The sequence below is a fragment of the Pseudomonas sp. B14(2017) genome (genome assembly GCF_002113255.1).
Lineage (GTDB): Bacteria > Pseudomonadota > Gammaproteobacteria > Pseudomonadales > Pseudomonadaceae > Aquipseudomonas > Aquipseudomonas putida_Z.
Genome location: NZ_NEJY01000028.1, coordinates 31846 through 57727 on the forward strand (window position 1 = coordinate 31846; position 25882 = coordinate 57727).

A 25882-nucleotide genomic window follows, 5' to 3' on the forward strand; every position below is an offset into this window, starting at 1 on the left:
CTTGAACAAGCAAGTAAATGCACCACTCGGGCCTGCGGCTGGCAGCCCGAAACAACGGGACCTGGCAACAATGACAAGCGCGCTGATTGAACGTATAGAGGCAATTATCGTCGACCTGCCGACCATTCGCCCGCACAAGTTGGCGATGCACACCATGCAGCAGCAGACCCTGGTGGTATTGCGTGTTCGCTGCAGTGATGGCGTGGAAGGCATCGGCGAGGCCACCACCATCGGCGGCCTGGCCTATGGCTACGAAAGCCCCGAGGGCATCAAGGCCAACATCGATGCGCACCTGGCGCCGGCGCTGATCGGCCTGCCGGCAGACAACATCAACGCCGCCATGCTCAAGCTGGACAAGCTGGCCAAGGGCAATACCTTCGCCAAGTCGGGTATCGAGAGCGCCTTGCTCGATGCCCAGGGCAAGCGCCTGGGCCTGCCGGTCAGCGAACTGCTGGGTGGCCGCGTGCGCGACAGCCTGGAAGTGGCCTGGACCCTGGCCAGCGGCGACACCGCCCGCGACATCGCCGAAGCCCTGCACATGCTGGAGATTCGCCGGCATCGGGTGTTCAAGCTGAAGATCGGCGCCAACCCGTTGGCCCAGGACCTCAAGCACGTGGTGGCGATCAAGCGCGAGTTGGGCGACAGTGCCAGTGTGCGGGTCGACGTCAACCAGTACTGGGACGAATCCCAGGCCATCCGTGCCTGCCAGGTGCTTGGCGATAACGGCATCGACTTGATCGAGCAACCGATTTCGCGCATCAACCGCAGCGGCCAGGTGCGCCTGAACCAGCGCAGCCCTGCGCCGATCATGGCCGACGAGTCGATCGAAAGCGTCGAGGACGCCTTCAGCCTGGCCGCCATTGGCGCGGCCAGCATCTTCGCCCTGAAAATAGCCAAGAACGGTGGCCCGCGCGCCGTGCTGCGCACCGCGCAAATCGCCGAGGCTGCCGGCATCGCCCTGTATGGCGGGACCATGCTCGAAGGCTCGATCGGCACCCTGGCTTCGGCTCATGCCTTCCTGACCCTGCGCCAGCTCACCTGGGGCACCGAGCTGTTCGGGCCGCTGCTGCTGACCGAAGAAATCGTCAACGAGCCGCCGCAGTACCGCGACTTCCAGCTGCACATTCCACGTACCCCAGGCCTGGGCCTGACCCTGGACGAACAGCGCCTGGCGCGCTTCGCCCGCAGCTGAGCCACGCTGGCTGAAAGAACACACAACCCCTGTGGGAGCGGCTTTAGCCGCGAAGCAGGCGACGCGGTGGATAGCACGGGCTTCGCCCGTGTTCGCGGGCTCGCCCGCTCCCACAGTGTTCGCGCCAAATCAGAGAAAGGAGATACCAGCATGCTGTTCCACGTGAAGATGACCGTGAAACTGCCGGTCGACATGGACCCGGCCAAGGCCGCCCGGCTCAAGGCCGACGAAAAGGAACTGGCCCAACGCCTGCAGCGCGAAGGCACCTGGCGCCACTTGTGGCGCATTGCCGGGCATTACGCCAACTACAGCGTGTTCGACGTGCCCAGCGTCGAGGCGCTGCACGACACCCTGATGCAGCTGCCGCTGTTCCCGTACATGGACATCGAGGTCGACGGCCTGTGCCGGCACCCCTCGTCGATTCACAGCGACGACCGCTGAGTCGCACCTGTCTACCTGACAAGAACAAGATGAGGCAAGCACGATGACCGTGAAAATTTCCCATACTGCCGATGTTCAGGCGTTCTTCAAGGAAGTGGCCGGCCTGGGCCATGCCGAAGGCAACCCACGCTTCAAGCAGATCATCCTGCGTGTGCTGCAGGACACTGCACGCCTGGTCGAAGACCTGGAAATCACCGAAGACGAGTTCTGGCATGCCGTCGACTACCTCAACCGCCTGGGTGGCCGTAACGAAGCCGGCCTGCTGGCGGCGGGGCTGGGCATCGAGCACTTCCTCGACCTGCTGCAGGATGCCAAGGACGCCGAGGCCGGCCTGACTGGCGGCACCCCGCGCACCATCGAAGGCCCGCTGTATGTGGCGGGGGCGCCGCTGGCGCAGGGCGAAGCGCGCATGGACGACGGCAGCGACCCAGGCGTGGTGATGTTCCTCCAGGGCCAGGTGTTCGATGCCGAAGGCAAGCCGTTGGCCGGCGCCACCGTTGATCTGTGGCACGCCAACACCCAGGGCACCTATTCGTACTTCGACTCCACCCAGTCCGAGTACAACTTGCGCCGGCGCATCATCACCGATGCCGAAGGGCGCTACCGTGCGCGCTCCATCGTGCCGTCGGGGTACGGCTGCGACCCGCAGGGGCCAACCCAGGAATGCCTGGACCTGCTTGGTCGTCACGGCCAGCGCCCGGCGCACGTGCACTTCTTCATCTCGGCGCCGGGGCACCGCCATCTGACCACGCAGATAAACCTGGCCGGGGACAAGTACCTGTGGGATGACTTTGCCTATGCCACCCGTGACGGACTGGTCGGCGAGCTGCGCTTTGTCGAGGATGCGGCGGCGGCGCGTGATCGCGGCGTAGAGGGCGAACGCTTTGCCGAGCTGGCGTTCGACTTCCACCTGCAGGCGGCCAAGGCGCCGGACGCCGAGGCGCGCAGCCACCGCCCGCGTGCGTTGCAAAACAGCTGAGCCCTGAAGGGATCCCTGTGGGAGCGGGCGTGCCCGCGAAGAGGCACCGCGGTGTATGGCACCGGCTTTGCCGGTGTTCGAGGGCATGCCCGCTCCCACAGGGGCGCCTAGCAATCGATGACTGGTTTTGGCCTGGGCCTTTCCGTGCGGGGAGGGCCTGGGCTTTTTGCTGCCAGGGGCTGTTGATCTAGAATCCGCCTTTTTACCCGAGCCCACGCACCATGCTGCCCATCGAACTGCTGGCAACCACTGCCGACCAGGCCCCGCTGATTCGCAACCTCTATCAGTTCTATGCCTACGAGTCCTCGGACTGGGAGCAGGAAGACGTCGAAGTGGACGGCCGCTTCTATATCCATGACGAGCACCTGCAACGTTACTGGCAGGCCGATGGCTGGGGCGCGTACCTGGTGCTGGCAGATGGTTTCATCGCCGGTTTCGTGCTGGTCGAACGCAGCGAGCTGCCGGGCATCGACGCGTTCGAACTGGCCGACCTGTTCATCCTGAAAAAGTACCGCCGGCAGGGCATCGGCCGGGCGGTGGCATTGCAACTGCTGGGCGGCGAGGGCGACTGGCTGATGCGCTGTTACACACAGGACATGCCTGCCGTGGCCTTCTGCAATGCCGTGCTGGCCGAGCTGTCGCGCCCGGCGCAGCCCATAGCCCTGGATGACGAAGCGGGCTTGCTCAATTTCCTGGTGACGGGCGCCCGCCATTGAGGGGGTTGCCAGCCTTCGTTCGCAAATTGAAGGGATCGTGGCTTTTTGTGAGCTACTTCACAAAATCGTCATCGGAGGCATAATGCCACCAATCCTTTTCACGCCTTTCGAAGGCCCAGGTAAAGTTCATGTCGCTAGTCGCAAGCCCCGACATCATGTACCGGCTGTTGATCCAGAGTGTGGTGGACTATGCCTTCTACCTGCTCACCCCCGAAGGAATCGTCGCCAACTGGAACCCCGGCGCCCAGCGCGCCAAGGGCTACCTGGCCGAGGAAATCGTCGGCCAGCACTACTCGTTGTTCTATACCGATGCCGAGCGCGCCGCCGGGCTGCCCGCGCTCAACCTTGAGCAGGCGCGCAGCACCGGGCGCTTCGAAGAGACCGGTTCGCGCCTGCGCAAGGACGGCACGACCTTCCATGCCCATGTGGTGATCGACGCGGTGTACGACGATGCCGGGCAACTGGTGGGCTTCGCCAAGGTCACCCGCGACATTTCCGAGCACCACCGGCAAGAGCTGGAACTGCTGCAGGCCAAGGAACTGGCCGAGCAGTACAGCCAGGAAATGACCAAGCTGTCGCAGTTTCTTGATTCGGTGATTGCCAACATCCCCGCCAGCGTCATTGTCCAGGACCTCGAAAGCCAGCGCATCCTGCTGGCCAACCAGCAGGCCGAGCGCCTGTTCGGCGGGCCGCAGCGCAGCATGACCGGGCAGTTGCCCGGCGAATGCCTGGCACCGGGTGTTGCCGGTTACCTGGAACAGCAACTGGCCCGTGGCGCCCGCAGCACCAAGGGCCATGCCGCCGAAACCCGGGTCGACACGGCCTGCGGCCCACGCACCCTGCGCAGCCGCACCTTGCTCAGCCAGAACCGTGAAGGCCAGGCCGACTACCTGCTGTTCGTTGCCGAAGACGCCACCGAAGAGCTGGCCGCCCACGCGCAGATCCACCACATGGCGCACCACGATGCGCTGACCGGGCTGCCCAACCGCACCCTGTTCAACGAACGCCTGCGCCAGGCGCTGGTGCGTGACAGCGAGCACGCCAAGCTGACCGCCGCCCTGTGCCTGGACCTGGACAACTTCAAGAACATCAACGATTCGCTGGGCCACGCCTTTGGCGACAAGCTGCTGCGCGCGCTGGGCAAGCGCCTGCGGCGCGAACTGCGCGAACACGACACCCTGGCCCGCCTGGGCGGCGACGAGTTTGCCGTGGTGCTGACCGGCCTGGAGGGCCGGGAGGCCGCATGCAACACTGCGCAGCGCCTGATCAACGCGATCTGCCCACCGTTCCAGATCGAGGGGCACCAGTTCACGGTGGGGGTGAGCATCGGTATTGCCATTGCGCCTGATGACAGCGACCAGGCCGAGCAACTGCTGGGCTACGCCGACATGGCGCTGTACGAGGCCAAGCGCAATGGCCGCAACCGCTACGAGTGCTTCAACGTCGAACTGGACGTCGCCGCCCGCCAGCGCCGCCTGGTGGAAACCGACCTGCGCACCGCGCTGCACCTGGGCCAGTTGCAGCTGCACTACCAGCCGGTGGTCGACCAGCAGACCAGCAGCGTTACCGGCTATGAGGCGTTGCTGCGCTGGGAGCACCCGACCCGCGGCATGGTCATGCCCATGGACTTCATCCCCATCGCCGAGGAAACCGGGCTGATCCACGAACTGGGCAACCGGGCGCTGAACCTGGCCTGCCAGGAGGCGGCCAGCTGGGACAGTGAGCAGACGGTGTCGGTCAACCTGTCGGCGGTGCAGTTCAAGAATGCCAACCTGGTGCACACCGTGGCCCTGGCGCTGGCCGACTCAGGCCTGCCGCCACAGCGGCTGGAGCTGGAGATCACCGAGTCGGTGCTGCTGGGCAACAGCGAGGAAAACGTGCGTACCCTGCGTGCACTGAAGGACCTGGGCGTGTCCATTTCGCTGGATGATTTCGGCACCGGGTATTCCTCGCTGGGCTACCTGCGTTCGTTCCCGTTCGACCGGATCAAGATCGACAAGTCGTTCGTGCATGACATGTGCGACAGCCGCGAGGCGATGTCGATCATCCGCGCCATTACCGACCTGTCCAACAGCCTGATGATCAAGACCACGGCCGAGGGGGTTGAGTCGGAGGAGCAGATGCGCCGGTTGGCGGCGGAGGGTTGCTCGCACTTCCAGGGTTACCTGTACGGGCGACCGGCACCGGCGAACGAGCGGTTGAAGCAGGTCATAACGCCGGCATAGTGCCCTTGCGCGGGCCTGCAGAATCACCGCAGCCGATCGGCCCGGCGCAGTACCTGTGGGAGCGGGTTCACCCGCGAAGCAGGCGACACGGTGGCTGGCACCGGCTGCGCCGGTGTTCGCGGGTGAACCCGCTCCCACATGGGCCGTGCAAGCTTTCAAGGCTTGATCAAGGCTTAGCTGTTCCAGTCCGGCGCAAACGCCGGGCTCACCACCCGCTGGTCTTTCGGCAACCCGGCGATCGCAGCGCGGTCCTCGTCATCCAGTTGCACGTTCGACGCCGCCAGGTTGGCCAGCTGGTTCTCGCGGCTGCCGGCCTTGGGGATCACCGCCACGCCGTCCTGGTCCAGCAACCACTTCAGCGCCACCTGGCTGGGCAGTACGCCATGCTTGCGGGCGATCGCCTGGATTACCGGCTGCGCCGCCGCCTGCCCACGGGCCAGCGGGGTGTAGGCGGTGAGCAGCAGGTCGTGGCGGCGGGCGTAGTCCAGCAGCGGTTGCTGGCCGAGCAGCACGTGGTATTCCACCTGGATCGCCGACAATGGTGCGCCCAGGGTTTCCACCACCTGGCGCAGCAGCCCCAGCGGGAAGTTGGCCACGCCGATGCTGCGCGCCTTGCCCTCGTCACGCAGGGCCACCAGGGTTTCGATGCTGCGGGCTAGGTCCCAGTCCTGGCCGGGCCAGTGGATGTGGAACAGGTCGACCTGCTCGGTACCCAGCGCGCGCAGGCTGTCCTCCAGCGACTGGCGCATGGCCTTGGGCGCCAGGCGATCCCACCATACCTTGGTGGTCAGGTGAATCTGCTCGCGCGGTACATCGCTGTCGCGCAGGGCCTGGCCGACGGCGGCTTCGTTGTCATAGGCAGTGGCGGTGTCGATGTGCCGGTAACCCACTTCAAGCGCCTGGCGCACGGCCTGGGTGCACTCGCTTCCGGTCATTGGCCAGGTGCCCAGGCCGATCGCGGGCAGGTCCAGGCCGTTTCGGGTGGTGAGCCTTTGCATGTAAATTCCTTGTAGGGTGGGCAGGGTTCGCATTCGATGGTCGGCGATCAGCACGGCACGGGCCATGCGCACGGGGCGGAAAGTGGTCGATCAGCGAACAGAAATTGCAGTCGGCCTTGGCTGGCGGCAATTGAACTTCCTTATTCTTTGGCATCTCTTCTAGAATCCGAGCTGTTGCATCCGCCAGGCAACGCCTGCGCGGCCTTCCCTGGGCGCCGCATCCAGCCGCGCCGTCATCGAGAGTGCCATGAGTTCCAGCACACCGCTGTCCGGAGTCAACCAACCCCTGCGCGGCATCGCCCTGGTGGTGGTGGCGACGTTCCTGTTCGCCAGTCACGATGCCCTGTCCAAGTTCCTCGGCGGCCTGTACCCGATCATCATGGTGGTGTGGGCGCGGTATGTGGTGCACACGCTGCTGATGGCCGGCATCTTCCTGCCCAAGGCCGGCCTCAACGTGCTGCGCACCCGCCGCCCGCTGTTGCAGACGTTACGTGCCCTGAGCCTGTTGAGCACCAGCCTGCTGTTCACCACCGGCCTGCAGTACCTGCCGCTGGCCGAGGCCACGGCGGTCAACTTCCTGGCCCCGGTGCTGGTCACCGCGCTGTCGGCGCCGTTGCTGAAGGAGCGGGTGACGGTGGGGCAGTGGGTGGCGGTGGTGATGGGCTTCATCGGTGTGCTGGTGGTGGTGCACCCGGGCGGGGCGATGTTCACCCCGGCCATCCTGTATCCGTTCGGTTCGGCGCTGGGCTTCTGCTTCTATCAGTTGCTGACGCGCATCCTGGCCGCGCATGACAGCCCGACCACCAGCAACTTCTATGCGGGGTTGTGCAACACCCTGGCGATGAGTGCGCTGGTGCCGTTCTTCTGGGAGATGCCGCGTTGGGACCATGCGCTGCTGATGCTGGCGCTGGGTGGCTTTGGCATGACTGCGCACCTGCTGCTGACCCAGGCCTTCCGCCATGCGGCACCGGCCTTGCTGGCGCCGTTCAGTTACTGCCAGATCGTGTTTGCCGGGTTGCTTGGGTTGGTTGTCTATAGCCAGGTGCCGGATACCCTGAGCCTGGTGGGCATCTCGGTGATCTGCCTCAGTGGGCTGGGGGCGGCGTGGATGCAGCGGGGTAAGTGACAACCTGTAGTGGCCTCTTCGCGGGTAAACCCGCTCCCACAGGTACAGCGCAGCCCGTGGACAGGGCGCTGTACCTGTGGGAGCGGGTTCACCCGCGAAAGGGCCCTCAAACGCGACCCTTCAACAACGCCTGCAACGAATCGTCAAAGTCGCGCAAGGCATCCGCCTGCACCGCCCGTTCATCCTCGGCCACCCGCGCCACATCGTCCAGGCGCTTGCTGGCTCGCCCTTCAGCGCGGCCGATGTAGGTCAGCTGGTCATCGAAAAAGCGCGCTACCACCCGGCTTTCGATATCCGCGCTGGCCAAACGGCTTTCGGTGTCCAGCAGCACGATCACATCCGGGTGGTCACCCAGCAGCGTGTCCAGGTCGTCATAGAAAGTCACTTCGGCAAACTGCTGCGCCAGTGACCGCGCCAGCCAGTCATACGCCTGGCTCTCGCTGCCCAGGGGCGCAACAGGGGCACGCTGGCCTTGGGTCGGCGCGGCTGCCTGGGTGCGATGGCTGCCGAGGTATTCGAGGGTTGCTTCGGCGTCTCGCCCCAGCAGCACCGCCACCCGTTGGCCGGGGGCCAGGGCGACACTGGAAATGGCCGTGGCCGAATAGAAGTGCCCGTAGGGCTGCGCGTCGGTAGCGGCAGGGCTGGCACAACCGCCAAGGGCGGCCAGCAAGGCGAGCAGGGCAGCGATCATGCCGGTTTTCATGGGAGGCCTCATCAATCAGCGAATGCCGCCATCTTCCGCCCGGGCTGGCCGCAGCGGAACTTGATGGCATTCATGGTGGCTATCGATGAGGTCGATGCATCACTGCGTGGCCATGAACTGCAGGATGCGCTCGCGCAGCCAGCGCTCGGCCGGGTCATTGTCCTGGGCGCCGCTCCAGACCATCGACAGTTCGGCCTCGGTGATGTCGAACGGCGCCGGGTCGGCGCGCAGGCTGCCGTCGTCGGCCAGGGCGCAGGCGGCATAGTCCGGCACCGTGGCGATCAGCTCGGTGTTGCGCAGCAGGGCGCGCAGGCTGCCGAACTGCGGCACCGCCAGCACCACCTTGCGGCAGCGGCCGATGCGCGCCAGGTCGAGGTCGATATTGCCGCTCATGTCGCCCGAGAACGACACCATCACATGCGGGCGGGCGCAGTATTCGTCGAGGGTCAGCGGGCCCGGGCGGTCATCGGCGCGCAGCACTCGCACGCCGATGTTGCGCAGCTTGCGGCGCTTGGCGGTGGCCGGCAGGTCCGTGGTGTAACTCACGCCCACCGAGATCTCGCCGCTGGCCAGCAGCCCCGGCATCAGCAGGAAGTTGGCCCGGCGCACCACCACGCTGATGTTCGGGGCCTCTTCGCGCAGGGCCTGCAGCAGGGCCGGGAACAGGCCGAACTCGGCATCGTCCGACAGGCCCAGGCGGAACACGTTGCAGCTGTGGACCGGGTCGAATTCGCGCGCGCGGCTGATGGCAGCGGAAATCACATCCATGGCCGGCCCCAGCTCGGCGAAGATCTGCATGGCCCGTGGCGTGGGCTCCATGGCCCGGCCATTGCGGATCAGCAGCGGGTCGTCGAACAGCTCGCGCAGGCGGGCAAGGGCGGCGCTGACGGTGGGCTGGGTGATGAACAGTTTTTCGCCGACCCGGGTCAGGTTGCGTTCGATCATCAGGGCTTCGAACAGTACCAGCAGGTTCATGTCGACGCGGCGCAGGTCGTTGCGGTTCATGAGGGGGGCGGGTTCCGGAGTAGAGGGGGTGGCGGTGTATTGAAGCATGTGGCCAGCCTGATTGCCTTGTATGGATGTGCCGGCCTCTTCGCGGGCATGCCCGCTCCCACAGGTACTGCACAGTTCTCGAGACCTGCGCAGGTCCTGTGGGAGCGGGCGCGCCCGCGAAGAGGCCAGTACAGGCATGACCCTGACAGAGCCAACCTATCACCCCTCAATAGCCACTCTATTAGAACTCTGTCCAAGCTCGGCTAGTCTTTCCCCTGGCCCCGCGAATTCCGCGAGCGGGCGGCGTGTCAGCACTTGCGTGCAAGACCGCACCAACCCCGTCGTGACAGCTTCGCAAGCCCCGTGTAGACCTGATGAGGGGTAGCACGAGCCCACGCGCTCGGCTGAAAGAACACCTGGCAAAGACCGGAAATCTGGATAACCGACCCAAAGGTACCCGCAGATGTCGAACGAATCGAAATGCCCGTTCCATCAAACCGCAGGTGGCGGCACCACCAACCGTGACTGGTGGCCTGACCAGCTCAACCTGAGAATTCTTCACCAACATTCCTCCAAGTCCGACCCGATGGACCCGGGTTTCGACTATGCCAAGGCGTTCAAGAGCCTCGACTTCCAGGCCCTGAAGAAAGACCTGACCGCCTTGATGACCGACTCCCAGGACTGGTGGCCCGCCGACTTCGGCCACTACGGCCCGCTGTTCATCCGCATGGCCTGGCACAGCGCCGGTACCTACCGCATCGGCGATGGCCGGGGTGGTGCAGGCTCTGGCCAGCAGCGCTTCGCCCCGCTCAACAGCTGGCCGGACAACGTCAGCCTGGACAAGGCCCGGCGCCTGCTGTGGCCGATCAAGCAGAAGTACGGCAACAAGATTTCCTGGGCCGACCTGATCGTGCTCACCGGCAACGTCGCCCTCGAATCCATGGGCTTCAAGACCTTCGGCTTCTCCGGCGGGCGTGCCGACGTGTGGGAGCCGGACGAAGATGTGTACTGGGGTTCGGAAAAGGTCTGGTTGGGCGGAGACATTCGTTATGGCAATGAGCAGGTCAAGGCCCAGCCGCCAGGCCAGGGTGACCTGGTAGCAGAGCCAGCCAAGCACCCAGAGGAGCAAAGCCGGGACCTGTCCGGCGAGCGTAACCTGGAAAACCCCTTGGCTGCTGTGCAGATGGGCCTGATCTACGTGAACCCGGAAGGCCCGGACGGCAACCCCGACCCGGTAGCCTCGGGCAAGGACATCCGTGACACCTTCGGCCGCATGGCCATGAACGATGAAGAAACCGTGGCGCTGATCGCCGGGGGCCACGCCTTCGGCAAGACCCACGGTGCCGGCCCTGCCGACAACGTTGGCCCGGAGCCGGAAGCTGCAGGCCTGGAGCTGCAGGGGTTGGGTTGGGCCAACAAGTTCGGCAGCGGCAAGGGTGGCGATACCATCACCAGCGGCCTGGAAGTGACCTGGACTTCGACCCCCACCCGATGGAGCAACGAGTACCTCAACAATCTGTTCAACTTCGACTGGGAACTGACCAAGAGCCCGGCCGGTGCCCACCAGTGGCGGCCGAAGGAGGGCAAGGGGGCAGGCACCGTGCCGGATGCCCATGACCCGGCCAAGCGCCACGCGCCTTCCATGCTCACCTCCGACCTGGCGCTGCGCTTCGACCCGATCTACGAGCCGATCGCCCGCCGCTTCAAGGACAACCCTGAGCAGCTGGCAGACGCCTTCGCCCGCGCCTGGTACAAGCTGATCCACCGCGACATGGGCCCATTGGCGCGCTACCTGGGCCCGGAAATGCCCAACGAAGAGCTGCTGTGGCAGGACCCGCTGCCAAAAGTCGACCACCCACTGGTGGGTGAGCAGGACATTGCCGCGCTCAAGGCCAAGGTGCTCGCGGCGGGCCTGAGCGTTGGCGAGCTGGTGGCCACAGCTTGGGCGGCGGCGTCGACCTTCCGCGGTTCGGACAAGCGTGGCGGGGCCAATGGTGGCCGCCTGCGCCTGGCGCCGCAGAAGGACTGGCCGGCGAACCAGGGCACAGGCAAGGTGCTGGCGGCGCTGGAGAAGATCCAGGCCGAGTTCAATGCCGGCGGCAAGAAAATCTCCCTGGCCGACCTGATCGTCCTGGCTGGCGCCGCCGCAGTGGAAAAGGCTGCCAAGGACGCCGGGCACAACGTCAGCGTGGCGTTCCGCCCGGGGCGTACCGATGCCTCCCAGGCGCAGACCGACGTCGAGTCGTTCGCCGTGCTGGAGCCGCTGGCCGATGGCTTCCGCAACTTCACCAAGGCCCGCTACAGCGTCAAGGCCGAGAAGCTGTTGCTGGACAAGGCCCAGTTGTTGACCCTGACCGCGCCGGAAATGACCGTGCTGATCGGCGGCCTGCGCGTGCTCGGCGCCAACCATGGCGGCAGCCAGCAGGGCGTGTTCACCGACAAGGTCGGTACCCTGAGCAACGACTTCTTCCGCAACCTGCTGGACATGGGCGTTGAGTGGAAGCCGACCTCGGCGGATAACGAAACCTTCGAAGGGCGCGACCGCAAGACCGGGCAGGTGAAGTGGAGCGGTAGCCGGGTTGACCTGGTGTTCGGCTCCCATGCCCAGTTGCGGGCGTTGAGCGAGGTGTATGGCAGCAGTGATGGCCGGGACAAGTTCGTGCGGGACTTTGTCGCGGCCTGGGAGAAAGTGATGGAGCTGGATCGCTTTGACCTGAAATAGCTTCGTCAGAAATGGGGGCGCTTTGCGCCCCTATCGCGACACAAGGCCGCTCCTACAAGCCACCGCCGAATGCGGCGCCGAACCTGTAGGAGCGGCCTTGTGTCGCGACAGGGCTGCAAAGCAGCCCCATGCTCTCCGAGGGCTGGACCATTTCAATCTTCCTGTGCAAGCTGATGCACGACAGTGATTGCACACAGAAGGTGATCGTTCGTGAACCCCGAAACCATGCTGGCGGCATTGCCAGGCTACGCCATGTCGGCCGAGTCGATACAGGTGCTGCCCGATGCCAAGGCCTACCGCGCCTGCCTGCTCGAGCGCATCCGCGCCGCAACCCGGCGTATCGTCATCGTTGCGCTGTACCTGCAGGAAGACGAGGCCGGCCAGGAAGTGCTGGATGCCTTGTACCAGGCCAAGGCCGCGCGGCCGGGGCTGGAAATCACCATCGTGGTCGACTGGTTCCGTGCCCGCCGCGGCCTGCTGGGCGCCGGGCGCCAGCCGGGTAACGCCGCCTGGTACCAGGCCCAGCGCCAGCACCATGGGCTGGACATCGTCATCCATGGCGTACCGGTGCAGACCCGCGAGCTGTTTGGCGTGTTGCACCTGAAGGGCAGCATCATCGACGACTGCGTGATCTACACCGGCGCCAGCCTTAACAACGTGTACCTGCACCGTTTCGATCGTTATCGCCTGGACCGCTACCACCTGTTCCAGTCACCAGAGCTGGCCGACGCGATGGTCGGGCTGGTGCGGCGCCTGCTGCACCACACCGCCACGCCGCGCCTCGACCTGCCGGCGCCACCCTCCACCCGCAGCCTGCGCGGCGACATCCGGCGCTTGCGTGCGCGGCTGCGGCGCATGGCCTATGAGGCACCGGCCAGCGCAGCGGGGCAGGGCCTGCGGGTGATCCCGCTGTTGGGTGTGGGCCGTGGCAACCCGCTGAACCGGGCACTGTGCGCCTTGCTGGCGGCGGCGCGCTCGCAGGTCATCATCAGCACGCCGTATTTCAACCCGCCCCGGGTGCTGATGCGCGAGCTCGACCATGCCCTGGCGCGTGGCGTGCGGGTGGAGCTGATCGTTGGTGACCGCACGGCCAACGACTTCTATATCGCCCCCGGCGAGCCGTTCAGTGCCAGCGGCGCGTTGCCCTACCTGTACGAAGACAACCTGCGCGCCTTCACCCGACGTCGCCACGCTGCGATTGCCAGCGGCCAGCTGCAGGTGCGGATCTGGAATGACCCCGGACATACCTTTCATGCCAAGGGCGTGTGGGTAGACCAGCGCTATTCGTTGCTGACCGGTAACAACCTGAACCCGCGCGGCTTCAACCTGGACCTGGAGAACGGCCTGCTGATCGATGACCCGCAAGGGCAATGGCTGGGGCCACGGGAGGCAGAGTTGACCGAGTTGCGCCGGCATGCGCCGAAGATCGGCTCGGCAGAGGAGTTGGGGGTCAAGGCCGAGCACCCCAAGGAAGTGCGCAAGTTCCTGCGGCGGCTGCGCTATAGCCGGCTGGAGCCGCTGATCAAGCGGGTGCTCTGAGGGAATTCAAGCGTTTTTGTGGGAGCGGCCTTGTGTCGCGAAAGGGCCGCAACGCGGCCCCTCGATTTCAGCGTCACCGCCGCTATTGCTGGGGCTGCTTTGCAGCCCTTTCGCGACACAAGGCCGCTCCTACAGAGTCCGCGCCAGGCTGTGCCACCTTTGTTCCCTGTTTGCCCCGCGGCTTGAGTCGCGACACCGCAAACAGCACCACCGCCAACCCGACAACCTGATACAGCGAAATCTCCTCGCTCAGGATCGCCCACGATGCCAGCACCGTCAGCACCGGCCCCAGGTTGCCCACCGCGGCAGTATGGGTCGGCCCCAGGCGCTGTATCGCCAGCGCCACCCAGTAGATCGGCAACACCGTGGAAAACACCGCCATCAACCCGGCATTGGCCCACACTGCGCCTGGCAACTCCCACAACTGCCCGACCGGTGCCACCACCAGGTAATGCGCCAGCACCATCAGCGAGGACGCAGTACCGCACAGCCCGGCCAGGCGCATCGAGCCCATGCGCTTGAGCATCATGCCGGTGCCGGAGTAATACAGCGCGTAGGTCACCGCACTGGCGAACACCCACAGCGAGCCCAGCACCACCTGCTGGCCAGCCCCGGCCAGACTGACGTCGTGGACAAAGGCAATGCCCAGCCCCAGGTAGCACAGGCCCATGGCCGACAAGGTGCGCAGGCTTGGCCGCTCACGCAGGGCGATGGCCTGGAACACCAGCACCAGGGTCGGGTAGGTGAACAGGATCAGCCGCTCCAGCCCGGCGCTGATGTACTGCAGCCCATAGAAGTCGAACAGGCTGGCCAGGTAGTAGCCCAGCAGCCCGAGCAACGCGACACGCAGCCCATCGCCCAGGTTGAGCGGTGCGCTGCCCTGACCACGGCTGGCCCATACCAGCCAGGCGAACATCGGCAGCGACAGCCCCATGCGCAATGCCAGCAGGCTGATGGCGTCCACCGGCCCTGCGGCATAGGCGAGCTTGACGAAGATGGCCTTGAAGCTGAAACCCAGGGCCGCCAGCACGGCGTACAGGGCGCCGCTTTGCAGTTGGCGCTGGATCAGGCTGCGTAATGCGTTCATGGGGCACCCGCGGCAGAAGAAAGACAGGGTTATTCTGAACTGAAGGCAGCCCTACTAGCAGCGCTTTATCGAGGAATTGGCGATGAACCTGGCCATGCTGCCCGAACAGCCGCCGTGCGCGTGCAGGAGCTGCCGATGTGTCGGGTGGCCCTGGCGGAAAGCTGGGCCACCCTGGAGCTACGTTTGTGTTTCCGCGACTGGGAGCGCCTGAGCTCACATGGGCGGCAACTGGTGAGCTTTTTGTCCGGGCAATGGCTTACTGCGCCGGGGCCAGGCGAATACCACTCACCTGCACCTGATCACCGGGCTTGAAGCGGGCATTGGGCGAGCGATAACGCTGGGTACTGCCGTCGTCATGGCGTACCACGTAGGCCGCGTCGCTGTGCCCGCTGCCTTGTTGCACGGCGGCGCCGCCAAATGCACCCAGGGCTGCACCGGCGATGGCGCCGAACGGGCCACCGAGCGCGGCGCCGACCATCAGGCCGCTGACGCCGCCGGCGCCATAGCCCAGCGTGTTGTCGGGGCTTTCCGAGAGTACCTCGTCGGCGCAGGCGGGCAGGGCGATGGACAGGGACATCACCAGAGGGAGGAGGATATTTTTCATGATGGTTATTTCCGCAAGGCAGGTAGTGGCGAAAGAGAATGGTTCAGCTTTCGTGCCAGCTGGGCAGCCCTTGCAGATGGGCGTGTTGCGCTGGTGTGTTGTCATAACGACAGCGGTTTTTGTGGTGCAAATGACAGGCTGATGTCAATATGACATTCACTCGCACGGGTATTGGCCAGGGCTGGGCTATCATTTGCAGGCTGGTGGTGTAAGGCTCCTCTGAAAAGTCATCACGAGCGCATACAATCGGGCCTTTTCCTCGTCAACCAGATAGGCCAAACCGTTCATGGCGCTTGATCCACCCACGATGCTCACTATCTCGATCGCTCTGGCTGCCGCGGCTGCGTTGTACCTGGCGATCGAGTGGCGCAGCGTACGCGAGCCGTCGCTGCTGTTCTGGAGCGCAGGCTTTGCCACCATCACGATTGGTTCCACCCTGGCCTTGCTGCGTGGCATCGGTTTTTTGCTGATCGGTATCTGGTTCGCCAACGGCTTGCTGGTGGTGGCGCACTGGTTCTTCCTGGTGGGGGTGTTGCGCTTCACCCAGGTGCGGCTGTCGCGTATCTGGTTATCGGTCGTGCTGGTGTGGTTTGCCTTGCTGCTGTTGCCTGTTGGGCCGCAGTGGTCGAAGGTGATGTTGATGGTCAACTCGTTGCTGGTGGCGCTGTTGACGCTCAAGGCCAGCTGGCTGTTGCGGCCGCATGGCAAGTCGCTGAGTGTTGGCGCGGTGCAGTTGCGCTATGTGTTGCTGGTGCATGGGTTGTTCTATGTGGCCAAGGCGATCATTGCGATCACACCGGGTACGCTGATTGACCTGGCCACCTTCGGCGGGCTGATCATTCAGGTTTCGTTGGTCGAAGGTGCGATGGCGATCATGCTGATTGCCTTGTCGATGACCGGCACCGTGCGCTACCGGCGCGAGGAGCGGATTGCCCGCCTGGCGGCCCGTGACCCGTTGACGGCGCTGTACAACCGACGCGCACTGGAGGTGCGGGCGGGGCCTTTCTTCAAGGCAGTGGATCCGGCGCAGCCCGGGGCCTTGCTACTGATCGACATCGACAACTTCAAGCTGGTCAACGACCTGCACGGGCATGTTGCAGGGGACCGCTTGCTGATTGCCCTGAGCGAGATGATTCGTACGGTGTTGCCCGAGCGCTCGCTGGCGGCGCGGCTGGGCGGTGATGAGTTCGTCATTCTGCTGTGTGGTGCGAGCAGCGAGCGGGTCATGGAGCTGGGTGGACTGCTGCGCGAGCAGTTCCAGCAGTATGCCAGCAAGACGGTACCTACGCCGCAGCCGGTCACACTTAGCATCGGCGCCAACCTGTTCGACCAACCGCCGACGAGCCTTGCGGCCTTGATCGAGCAGGGGGATGTCGCCTTGTACCAGTCCAAGCGCGGTGGGCGCGACAGCATCCGCTTCGTCGAACGACCGATGGCCGACCTCAGTTAGTAGCAGTTTTGCCTTTGCCTTTGCCTTTGCCTTTGCTTTTGCTTCTAAGCGCGCGATAGTTCAGGCGCCGCCTATTGCGACTTCAGGAGGCCGAGCGAAGGGACTGCGGAGGGAGGTGACGGGCATGGATGCCCGTCAAGCGCTGAGGCCCCATGGATGGGGCCTGCAGCGCGTACTCCCGGGAGCAGGCCCATAGCGAGGGGACCCCGGAGCGAAGCGTAGGGGCCGGATGATGGGAGCCGACGGTTTTTGGTTCCTTTTTGCCACGACAAAAAGGGACCCGCCGTAAGGGCGGAAAGGTGACTTGGCGCCACCATCGCGAATGAATGTCTACTCGATGCAAATGCCCACATCCAAAAAGCCAAATAGCTGCAGGCCCCATCCATGGGGCCTCAGCAAGTCAGCAAGAATGGCGAATCAGGTCACCACCTGGTAGCACGGTACATACGCCGCGCCGCCAGGCAACTTCATCCGATGCTGGTCGACGAACGCCTGCAACAACCGGCCCAGTGGGTCAAGCACGGCGCTGTCGCCACGGATCTGATACGGCCCGTGTTCCTCGATCAGGCGGATGCCCTTGTCCTTCACGTTGCCGGCGACGATACCGGAAAACGCCCGGCGCAAGTTGGCAGCCAGTTCGTGGGCTGGCAGCTCGCGCCGCAGGTCGAGGTCGGCCATGGCCTGGTGAGTCGGGTCGAACGGCCGCTGGAAGCTCTCCTCGATCTTCAGCAGCCAGTTGAAGTGGAAGGCATCGTTGCGCTCGCGGCGGAACTGCTTGACCGCCTTGAGCCCTTCGACCATGTGTCGGGCAACTTCCGCCGGGTCATCGATGATGATCTCGTACAAGCGATGTGCCGCCTCACCCAGGGTAGCGCCGACGAACGCGTGCAACTGTTGCAGGTACGGCTCGGCACTGCGCGGGCCGGTGAGTACCACCGGGAACGGCAGGTTCTGGTTGTCCGGGTGCATGAGAATGCCCAGCAGGTAGAGGAACTCCTCGGCCGTGCCGGCACCGCCCGGGAAGATGATGATGCCGTGGCCGACACGGACGAAGGCTTCCAGGCGCTTCTCGATGTCCGGCAGGATCACCAGTTCGTTGACGATCGGGTTGGGCGCTTCGGCGGCGATGATGCCCGGCTCGGTCAGGCCCAGGTAGCGGCTGCCGTGCATGCGCTGCTTGGCGTGGGCAATGGTGGCGCCCTTCATCGGGCCCTTCATCACACCCGGGCCGCAGCCGGTGCACACGTCCAGCTTGCGCAGGCCCAGCTCGTGGCCGACCTTCTTGGTGTACTGGTATTCCTCGCTGCTGATCGAATGGCCACCCCAGCACACCACCATCTTCGGCTCCACGCCCGGGCGCAGGGTGCGAGCGTTGCGCAGCAGGTGGAAGACATAGTCGGTGATGCCCTGGGAGCTTTCCAGGTCGATGCGCTGGCTGGCCAGCTCGCTTTCGGTGTAGACGATGTCGCGCAGGGCGCTGAACAGCATTTCACGGGTGCTGGCGATCATTTCGCCATCGACGAAGGCGTCTGCCGGGGCATTCAGCAGCTCCAGGCGCACGCCGCGGTCCTGTTGATGAATACGCACCTCGAAGTCCTGATAGGCCTCGAGGATGGTCTTGGCATTGTCGACATGGGCGCCGGTGTTGAGGATGGCCAGGGCGCACTGGCGGAACAGGGTGTAAAGGCTACCGGTACCGACTTCACTCAGTTGCTGCACTTCACGTTGTGACAGCGTCTCCAGGCTGCCTTTGGGGCTGACGGATGCATTGATGACATTGCGTTGAGGCATCTAAGTCTTTCCTGTGCGGGTAAAACATCCTTCTTTGACAACACCATACCGAGAAATGTGGACGGCAACGAGGGGGGAGTGGAAAAAGCTTGAGACCAGGCTGGCTTCTTCGCGGGCTTGCCCGCTCCCACAGGGGCCGCGCTGCTTTCAGGCTTGCGCTGGACCTGTGGGAGCGGGCAAGCCCGCGAAGCAGGCGACTCGGTCTCAAGTCATCCCAACAGCTTCTGCACGCCAAGGGTAATCGCCACGCCACCAAACACCAGCCAGAGGTTGAGAATCGCCCCGGTGGCCAGCGCCCGCGGCCCGGCCTGGCGAATCTGGCTGAGGCGCGTCTCCATCCCCAGCGCGGTCATGGCCATGGTCAGGGCGAAGGTATCCAGGCTGTTGACCGCCTGGGTCACGCTGCCCGGCAACACCTGCAGCGAATTCACCAGTACCAGCGCGAGGAAGCCAAAGGCGAACCAGGGCATGGCGATGCGCCCGTTGCCCTGTGCCTGGCCCGGCTGGCGCGCGCGGCTGATCCAAAGGCCCACCACCAGCAGCACCGGTACCAGCAGCATCACCCGGGTCATCTTGACGATGGTGGCGATATGCGTGGCCTCGGGGCTGACGTTGCTGGCCGCACCGACCACTTGGGCCACCTCGTGAATGGTGCCACCCAGGAACAGCCCGGCGCCCATGGCGTCCAGCTGCAGCCAGCCGGCATTGATCGCCAATGGGTAGAGGAACATCGACAGGGTGCCGAACAGCACCACGCTACCAACCGCCATGGCGCTTTTGTGCGGTGCACTGCGCAGCGCCGACTCGAAGGCCAGAACCGCGGCGGCGCCGCAGATGGCGCTGCCGGCCGCGGTCAGCAAGGCGGTATCGCGGTCCAGCTTGAACAGCTTCATGCCGCACCACAGGCCGATCAGCAGGGTGCTGGACACCACCAGCAACGACACGATGAGCCCGGACCAGCCGACTTCGGCAATTTCCTGCAGGCTTACCCGCAGGCCGAAGAAGGCCACGGCAATGCGCAGCAGGCCGCGGGCGGAAAAGTTGATACCCGCCGCCCAGCTTGCCGGTACACCGTCACGCAGTGCATTGCCGTAAAGCGCACCGGCGACGATACCGACGATCAGCGGGCTGATACCCAGGTTGGCGATGGCGGGCAGGGCGGCCAACTGGGTGACCGCAAGTGCGAACAGCGCGACGAACAGGATGCCATTGAGCCGCCCTCGGGTAGAGAGGGTAGGTGCAAAGGCGGGGTTGGACGGAGCCGTGGCCATGTGAGTCCTCCGGAAAGGTGTTTCGACATGGCTTACGTTAATCTGGTTATAAGCTTATAAAAAATCGTAATTTAGGATGGCAAATATCCGTTTATCTGATATTTTTCATTCATGACCCCAGAACAACTGATAACGTTCGCCACCGTCGCCGAGCACGGCAACATCAGCCATGCGGCCCAGGCCCTGCATTTGTCGCAGCCGGCGGTGTCTGGCCAGCTCAAGCTGCTGCAGGAGGCCTTTGGCGAGCCGCTGTATCAGCGCGCCGGCCGTGGTGTGCGGCTGACAGCAGCCGGCGAGCAATTGCTGGCCCATGCCGAGCGCCTGCGCGAAACCTTCCGTCAGGCCCAGGCATTGCGCGAGGCCATGCGCGGGCTGGAGCGCGGTACCTTGCGCATCGGCGCCAGTACCACGCCGGCCAGCTACCTGCTGCCTTACCTAATTGCCGATTTCCATGCCCGCTACCCGGAGGTGCTGGTGAGCACTTCCAACGGCAATACGGCAGAAATCGTCGCTGCGCTGGACAGCGTCGATATCGCCCTGATCGAAGGGCCGCCTGGGCAGGAACTGCCATTGGGCACGGCGGTGACGGCGTGGCGGGAGGACGAGATCGTGGCCATCGTGCCGCGTGGTCATCCGCTGGCTGGCAGTGAGCGACAGACGCTGGCGTCGCTGGGGGCTTACCCGTTGGTATTACGCGAGAGTGGCTCGGGTGTGCGGCAGATCGTCGAGCGGGCATTTGCCCGCAGCGGCGTGGCGATGCGCGTGGCGCTGGAGATTGCCGGGGTGGAGGGGGTGAAGGAGGCAGTGCGGGCCGGGATGGGGATTGGTTTTGTGTCGGCGATGTCGATCCGGCATGAAGATGGGGCGTTGCAGCGGTTGCAGGTTGTGCCGCAGGCGTTGGTGCGGCGGTTTTCCATTCTGGTGCCGCATGCAGCCACCCCGTCGCGGGCTGCGGCGCGGTTCCTGGAGTTGTGTGTTGGCCTGCAAGAGGTGGGGTGACTGTGCAGGCCTCTTCGCGGGCTTGCCCGCTGCCACAGGTTTCTCACGGTTCTTGAATGCGGTGCAGTACCTGTGGGAGCGGGCGAGCCCGCGAATAGGCCTGCACAGGCAACCTCAATCCACCCGAAAGACATGCTTCAGATAGGCCACGAAGTTCTCATCCCGGCACTGTGTCTTGCCCGGGCTGTCGGAAATCTTGGCCACCGGTGCCCCATTGCAGGCCGTCATCTTGATCACGATGTTCATCGGCTCCACCCCCGGGATATCGCAGGTCAGCCTGGTGCCAATGCCAAAGCTCACATTGATCCGCTCATGCAACGCCCGGTACAGCCCCAGCGCCTTGGCAAGGTCCAGCCCGTCGGAAAAGATCAGGGTCTTGCTCTTCGGGTCGATCCCCAGCCGCTCATAGTGGGCAATGGCCTTTTCCGCCCAGGCCAGCGGGTCGCCCGAATCGTGCCGCAGGCCATCGAACAGCTTGGCGAAGTACAGGTCGAAGTCGCCCAGGAACGCGTCCATGGTGATGCAGTCGGTCAGGGCGATGCCCAGCAGCCCCCGGTATTCCCGCACCCAGCATTCCAGCGCGGCAGCCTGGCTGTCGACCAGGCGCGGGCCGAGTTGCTGGTGGGCCATGAACCACTCGTGGGCCATGGTGCCGATCGGCTTGAGCTGGTATTCGCGGGCCAGGTGCACGTTGCTGGTACCGACAAAGCGGCCCGGGAAGTCACGCTTCAGAATGTGCACCACCTCTTCCTGCACCCGGTAGGAGAAGCGCCGCCGGGTGCCGAAGTCGGCCAGTTGGAAACCGGCCAGTTCTTCGGCGCTGGCCTCGGCCTTCAGCCAGTCGAGGTTCTGATACAGGCGCTCGCGGACCTGCTCGATCACCACCTCGCGATAGCGGTAGCGGTTGCGCACCTCGCTGATGATCGCCAGCAGCGGGATCTCGTAGAGAATCACGTGCAACCACGGCCCGCGCACGCGAATCGCCAGTTGCCCGGCATCATCCAGGCCTACCTGTACATAGCGCAGGTTGAAGCGGAACAGGCTGAGAAAGCGGATGAAGTCCGGTTTGATGAACGGGATCTTCTCCAGGTAGGCGAGCTGGTCATGCGTGATGCTGACATCGGCCAGTTGCTCGACCTGGTAACGGATTTCCGCCAGGTAAGGTGCGAGGTTCTCGCCGTTACGGCAGCGGAACTCCCACTCCACCTCGGCGTTGGGGTAGTTGTGCAGCACCGCCTGCATCATGGTGATCTTGTAGAAGTCGGTGTCCAGCAGGTTCTGGATGATGCGTGGGCCGAAAACGCTGTCGCTCATGGGCGGTCCTCCTTGATCAGAGAGAGCTGGTGGTCGAGCGCGGCTTCGTCGCCGCAGAGGATCACGCCGTCGGCGGCCAGGGCGCCACACGCCTCGATGGCGCTTGCCTGGGTGAGGGCGCGGCAGGCCGGCAGGTACAACAGCACCTGGAAACCGGCCTGGCGCAATTGGCGCGCGGTGGTCCTGACGCAATAGTCCAGGGCCAGGCCGCCGACGATCACCGCGCCCACCTGCTGCACCTTGAGGTACTCGATCACCCCGGTAGAGCGGCGTTCGGCCAGGTCGTGGTAGCAGGCGCCGTAGGGGTGCAGATCGGGCTCGACGCCTTTCCACACGAAATAGTCGTAATCGATGGGGGCCGGCAGGCCGGGCAGCAACTCGAAGCCGGGTGTGCCGGGGACGCAGTGACTGACCCAGGTCAGGTCGGCGTTGGCCAGTTGCAGGGGCTGCAGCATGTGCGCGGGGTCGGCGACCACCCAGGCGGCGTTGGCCGGGTGGGCGTCCTTGCTGCCCAGGCGCAGGTCGGCGCGCAAGGCCATGGTATTAAGATCTACCGCGATTTCATTGCCTTCGGGAACCGGCAGCTCTTGCGGCACGTTGCTGGTGAAGCCGTTCTGGGCGTCGACATCGAAACTGGCGATCTTCATGGCGGTTCTCCTCGCTGGAATGGATACATAATTCACTTGGTGTATTAAGTGTGTCAAGCAGCTTTTGAAACGGGCTTTCTGCTTGCCTTACTTAGATGCTCTGGTGGATTATGGTGAGCTTGAACAAGGAGTCGCCCGGTGAATGCAGTCGAAGTCCTGGCCAGCGTCGATATCGTCGCCCTGCGCATGGCCCCCGAAGCTCAGCATCTGCAGGTGCTGTTGCACCGTCGTGAGCGTGAACCGCATGCCGGCCAGTGGGCCTTGCCCGGGGTGATCGTCAATGGCCGCACCCCCGACACCAGCCTGGAAGCTGCTGCCGAACGCGCGCTGCGCGAGAAAACCCAGGTCGTACCGTGCTACATGGAACAGGTAGGCACCGAGGGCAATGCTTTCCGCGACCCGCGTGGGTGGTCACTCAGCACCTATTACCTGGCATTGCTCGAACCCGGGCAGGTCGTCGAGGGCGAGCAACTGGCGTTTTTCGACTTGGACAGCGTATTGGCGCGCAAGGTGCTGTTGCCCTTTGATCACAACCTGTTGGTGGAGCGGGCCCGTGAGCGGCTGGCGGCGAAGACGGTGTACAGCAGCCTGCCGCTGTACCTGCTGGCGGAGAAGTTCACTGTGCTGGATGCGCTAGGTGCGGTGCAGGCGTGCCTGGGGCAGGCGGTGAACAACACCTCGCTGCGCAAACGCCTGGAGCGCTTGCGCGAGCTGGGGTGGGTCAGGGATACCGGGGAGAAGAACCAGCCCAGGCTGGGCCGGCCGCAGCAGTTGTATCAGTACACACCACAGGGGGAGCGGGCGTTCATGTTTGACCGCAGCCTGCTGCCTGAGGGCGCTTAGTCGCCTGTACCCGACCTCATCGCCGGCAAGCCAGCTCCCACAGGTAAAGCATCAGGCTAGAGCCCTGTGTTTACCCTGTGGGAGTAACTGTCTTGTGCTGCCTGTTCTGGCCTCATCCCCGGCAAGCCAGTTCCCACAGGTACTGCACAATGCTTGAGGTCTAAGCGGCCGGGTGGGAGCCGGCTTGCCGGCGATGAGGCCCGTTCAGGCAAGCACATTCATCAATGCGCGCAGCGGCTGGTATCGCCTTGTTCCGCTGGTGCCTTGCGCGCCGCCGCCAGGATGGTCGCCAGCACGATCAGCGCAGCGCCAGCGGCCATGCGCAGGCTTGGCTGTTCACCGAACAACCACCAGGCGCCGATGATCGCGTACACCGGCTCCAGCGCGATGATCATGCCGGCCGTGCGCGCTTCCAGGCCTTCCAGGCTCTTGACGAACAGGAACTGCGACAGCCCGGTGCAGAACACGCCCAACAGCGCCAGGTTGACCCAGTCACTGCCAGCCAGGCTGGTGTTGCCCAGGTGAGTGAAGGCAAACGGCGCCACCAGCGCAGCCACCACCACGTTCTGCCAGAACGCCACCTGCATCGCGTTCATGCTCGAGCCGTTGCGGCGGTTGGCCACGGTCAGCAGGGCGAACGCCAGGCCCGAGCCCAGGCCCCAGAGCAGCCCGACGGTGCCTTTGTCGAGCAGGTCGAAGGTCGGTACCACCAACACCAGACCGGCCGTGACCATCAGCAGCAGCAAACCTTGCACGGCACCGATACGCTGGCCGAACACGCCGCGCTCGATCATGGCGATGAACGCCGGGAAGCTGGCGAAGCCCAGGGTGGCCACTGCCACGCCGCCAACCTTCACGGCGATGAAGAAGGTTACCCAGTGGGCAGCCAGCAGGGCGCCGGTCAGGCCCAGCACCGGCAGGTTGCGCAGGGTGAGGGCGTCGAGCAGACGCGTGCCCTTGAGCCCGGCGACGAAGCCCAGGGCGATGAAGGCGAAGGTGGCGCGGCCGAAGGTGATGATGCTGGCGTCGGCCTCGATCAGGTGACCGAGGATACCGGTCAGGCCGAACAGCACAGCGGCGATATGGGCAACGCACAGGGCGTTACGGTGGCCGGTGGCAGCACCGGCTACGGGGATTGAAGTCGCGATCATGGCAGTCAAGTCTTCACAATGTGGCGCGCGCAAACACTCCCGGCTGGCGCGGCGCGGGTCTCTAATACTGGGAGTTTTATCGTTATGAGCCCGGACGAACTGCCCGGTGCAAAAAGGCGCCACAGCGTTGGAATTGTGAAGCGAGGCTGTTTTACTCGCGAATACCGCACCGATCAGCCCACGGCGCGGGGCTGGTCGATGTGTGTATTATTTTTGTAGACACAGTTCTGAAGCCGATCGCGGGCGACGTGTGCTTGTCTGATCGCGACATCGGTTGTTGCCTTGCTGCGCCGCGTCACTCGTCGCCGTAGTTCATGATCGACAACAGGCGGATGGGCACCTGCACCAGCTGCTCGGGGCCGTGCGGGGTCTCGCCGTCGAAGGTCAGGCTGTCGCCGGCCTGCATGTGATAGAGCTGGTTGCCGTGGCGGTACACCAGTTCACCCTCCAGCAAGTGGAGAAACTCGGTGCCGGGGTGGGCGAAGGTCGGGAACTCTTCGCTGGCGTCGTCCATGGTCACCATGTACGCCTCGAAGTTCTTCTTCGGCCCCCTGGCGTGATTGAGCAAATGGTAGGTGTGGCCTTTTTCGGTACCGCGGCGCACCACCTCCAGCCCTTCACCGGCTTTCACCAACAAGGCATTGCCGTCGGGCTGGTCATATTGGCTGAACAGCTTGGCCATCGGCATGCCCAGCACATCGCACAGGCGGCTGAGGGTGTCGAGGCTGGTGGACACCTGGGCGTTCTCGATCTTGCTCAGCATGCCTTGGCTGATGCCGGCGATGCGCGCCACGTCGGCGAGCTTGAGGGACTGGGCCTGGCGCTGGCGCTTGATCTGCAGGCCCAGGTACTGCTCCAGGCGAAGGCGCGGTTCGGTTTCGGTTGGCATCGAATGTCCTGCACGGTTTCAGTTCAAGAATAAAGTTTTCGCACTGGGAAAGTGCGAAATGCAGCTGCGGTGGCTGCATCTTTCCTCGGGTGAAAACAAGTTTCCCATAATGGAGCATGGAAATCTGCTTGGGTTTTGGGTTGCCCGTACCGGCCTCTTCGCGGGCACGCCCGCTCCCACAGGCCCGCGAAGAGGCCCGAAC

At 64.5% G+C, this 25882-nt stretch carries 23 protein-coding genes; 12 read left to right on the forward strand and 11 right to left on the reverse strand.

Features of this window, described 5'->3' with window-relative positions; all coding sequences use genetic code 11:
- The first annotated feature begins 70 nt into the window (after positions 1-70).
- The 5 genes from CAG34_RS25270 (at position 71) to CAG34_RS25290 (ending at position 5553) form a co-directional block, all read left to right on the forward strand.
- Positions 71-1192, forward strand: a complete 1122-nt coding sequence (locus CAG34_RS25270) for a muconate cycloisomerase family protein (RefSeq protein ID WP_085593096.1) — start codon at positions 71-73, stop codon at positions 1190-1192.
- Positions 1193-1342: 150 nt separating this feature from the next.
- Positions 1343-1633 carry a muconolactone Delta-isomerase gene (gene catC / locus CAG34_RS25275; RefSeq protein ID WP_013973066.1) on the forward strand — a complete coding sequence of 97 codons (291 nt, stop codon included), beginning with the start codon at positions 1343-1345 and terminating at the stop codon, positions 1631-1633.
- A gap of 43 nt (positions 1634-1676) precedes the next feature.
- Positions 1677-2612, forward strand: coding sequence for a catechol 1,2-dioxygenase (gene catA / locus CAG34_RS25280; RefSeq protein ID WP_085593098.1), 936 nt, complete (start codon positions 1677-1679; stop codon positions 2610-2612).
- Between the two features lie 221 nt (positions 2613-2833).
- Positions 2834-3328, forward strand: coding sequence for a GNAT family N-acetyltransferase (locus CAG34_RS25285; protein WP_085593100.1), 495 nt, complete (start codon positions 2834-2836; stop codon positions 3326-3328).
- 128 nt (positions 3329-3456) lie between these two features.
- The gene (locus CAG34_RS25290; RefSeq protein ID WP_085593102.1) at positions 3457-5553 is read left to right on the forward strand and encodes a bifunctional diguanylate cyclase/phosphodiesterase; all 2097 of its coding nucleotides are present in this window, start codon (positions 3457-3459) and stop codon (positions 5551-5553) included.
- A gap of 173 nt (positions 5554-5726) precedes the next feature.
- On the opposite strand, the gene CAG34_RS25295 is transcribed toward CAG34_RS25290, so the two are convergent.
- Entirely contained in the window at positions 5727-6551 is an 825-nt protein-coding gene (locus CAG34_RS25295; RefSeq protein ID WP_085593104.1) for an aldo/keto reductase, read from the reverse strand.
- A gap of 247 nt (positions 6552-6798) precedes the next feature.
- Between CAG34_RS25295 and CAG34_RS25300 the strand changes: the two genes are divergently transcribed.
- A complete protein-coding gene (locus CAG34_RS25300; protein ID WP_015270753.1) occupies positions 6799-7677 on the forward strand; it encodes a DMT family transporter in 879 nt (292 codons plus the stop codon).
- Between the two features lie 106 nt (positions 7678-7783).
- Here the strand turns inward: CAG34_RS25300 and CAG34_RS25305 are convergent, their stop codons facing one another.
- A complete protein-coding gene (locus CAG34_RS25305) occupies positions 7784-8380 on the reverse strand; it encodes a hypothetical protein (protein WP_085593106.1) in 597 nt (198 codons plus the stop codon).
- Between the two features lie 99 nt (positions 8381-8479).
- Positions 8480-9385 carry a LysR family transcriptional regulator gene (locus CAG34_RS25310; RefSeq protein WP_085593108.1) on the reverse strand — a complete coding sequence of 302 codons (906 nt, stop codon included), beginning with the start codon at positions 9383-9385 and terminating at the stop codon, positions 8480-8482.
- Positions 9386-9836: 451 nt separating this feature from the next.
- On the opposite strand from CAG34_RS25310, the gene katG reads away from it, so the two are divergent.
- Together katG and pssA are read left to right on the forward strand one after the other, a co-directional pair.
- On the forward strand, positions 9837-12095 hold the full coding sequence (katG, locus tag CAG34_RS25315) for a catalase/peroxidase HPI (RefSeq protein ID WP_085593110.1): 2259 nt from the start codon (positions 9837-9839) through the stop codon (positions 12093-12095).
- A gap of 210 nt (positions 12096-12305) precedes the next feature.
- Positions 12306-13634, forward strand: coding sequence for a CDP-diacylglycerol--serine O-phosphatidyltransferase (gene pssA, locus CAG34_RS25320; protein WP_085593112.1), 1329 nt, complete (start codon positions 12306-12308; stop codon positions 13632-13634).
- Between the two features lie 82 nt (positions 13635-13716).
- Here pssA and CAG34_RS25325 read toward each other — a convergent pair whose 3' ends face one another.
- Together CAG34_RS25325 and CAG34_RS25335 are read right to left on the reverse strand one after the other, a co-directional pair.
- Complete coding sequence (locus CAG34_RS25325; protein WP_085593114.1) at positions 13717-14721, reverse strand: DMT family transporter; 1005 nt, start codon at positions 14719-14721, stop codon at positions 13717-13719.
- A gap of 256 nt (positions 14722-14977) precedes the next feature.
- Positions 14978-15325: a hypothetical protein gene (locus CAG34_RS25335; RefSeq protein WP_178076942.1), complete on the reverse strand. Its 348-nt coding sequence runs from the start codon at positions 15323-15325 to the stop codon at positions 14978-14980.
- Between CAG34_RS25335 and CAG34_RS28920 the strand changes: the two genes are divergently transcribed.
- Both CAG34_RS28920 and CAG34_RS25345 read left to right on the forward strand, forming a co-directional pair.
- The gene (locus CAG34_RS28920; RefSeq protein WP_155951618.1) at positions 15324-15467 is read left to right on the forward strand and encodes a hypothetical protein; all 144 of its coding nucleotides are present in this window, start codon (positions 15324-15326) and stop codon (positions 15465-15467) included. The two genes, CAG34_RS25335 and CAG34_RS28920, sit on opposite strands and share 2 nt — an antisense overlap.
- Positions 15468-15632: 165 nt before the next feature.
- The gene (locus CAG34_RS25345) at positions 15633-16775 is read left to right on the forward strand and encodes a GGDEF domain-containing protein (RefSeq protein ID WP_085593119.1); all 1143 of its coding nucleotides are present in this window, start codon (positions 15633-15635) and stop codon (positions 16773-16775) included.
- 417 nt (positions 16776-17192) lie between these two features.
- Here the strand turns inward: CAG34_RS25345 and ppnN are convergent, their stop codons facing one another.
- Positions 17193-18566 carry a nucleotide 5'-monophosphate nucleosidase PpnN gene (gene ppnN, locus CAG34_RS25355; protein WP_025338773.1) on the reverse strand — a complete coding sequence of 458 codons (1374 nt, stop codon included), beginning with the start codon at positions 18564-18566 and terminating at the stop codon, positions 17193-17195.
- 209 nt (positions 18567-18775) lie between these two features.
- On the reverse strand, positions 18776-19837 hold the full coding sequence (locus tag CAG34_RS25360; RefSeq protein WP_085593124.1) for a YeiH family protein: 1062 nt from the start codon (positions 19835-19837) through the stop codon (positions 18776-18778).
- 111 nt (positions 19838-19948) lie between these two features.
- Here CAG34_RS25360 and CAG34_RS25365 point away from each other — a divergent pair, with 111 nt between their 5' ends.
- Positions 19949-20836 carry a LysR family transcriptional regulator gene (locus CAG34_RS25365; RefSeq protein WP_085593126.1) on the forward strand — a complete coding sequence of 296 codons (888 nt, stop codon included), beginning with the start codon at positions 19949-19951 and terminating at the stop codon, positions 20834-20836.
- A 114-nt stretch (positions 20837-20950) separates the two neighbouring features.
- On the opposite strand, the gene pncB is transcribed toward CAG34_RS25365, so the two are convergent.
- Positions 20951-22150 (reverse strand): nicotinate phosphoribosyltransferase, encoded by a 1200-nt coding sequence (pncB, locus tag CAG34_RS25370; protein WP_085593128.1) that lies wholly within the window; start codon positions 22148-22150, stop codon positions 20951-20953.
- Positions 22147-22797: an isochorismatase family protein gene (locus CAG34_RS25375; RefSeq protein WP_085593130.1), complete on the reverse strand. Its 651-nt coding sequence runs from the start codon at positions 22795-22797 to the stop codon at positions 22147-22149. The genes pncB and CAG34_RS25375 overlap by 4 nt, the downstream gene beginning before the upstream one ends.
- Before the next feature lie 138 nt (positions 22798-22935).
- Between CAG34_RS25375 and CAG34_RS25380 the strand changes: the two genes are divergently transcribed.
- Positions 22936-23640, forward strand: coding sequence for an NUDIX domain-containing protein (locus tag CAG34_RS25380; RefSeq protein WP_025338779.1), 705 nt, complete (start codon positions 22936-22938; stop codon positions 23638-23640).
- Between the two features lie 221 nt (positions 23641-23861).
- On the opposite strand, the gene CAG34_RS25385 is transcribed toward CAG34_RS25380, so the two are convergent.
- Both CAG34_RS25385 and CAG34_RS25390 read right to left on the reverse strand, forming a co-directional pair.
- A complete protein-coding gene (locus CAG34_RS25385; protein WP_025338780.1) occupies positions 23862-24791 on the reverse strand; it encodes a DMT family transporter in 930 nt (309 codons plus the stop codon).
- Positions 24792-25086: 295 nt separating this feature from the next.
- On the reverse strand, positions 25087-25680 hold the full coding sequence (locus CAG34_RS25390; protein WP_025338781.1) for a cupin domain-containing protein: 594 nt from the start codon (positions 25678-25680) through the stop codon (positions 25087-25089).
- Positions 25681-25882 lie beyond the last annotated feature (202 nt).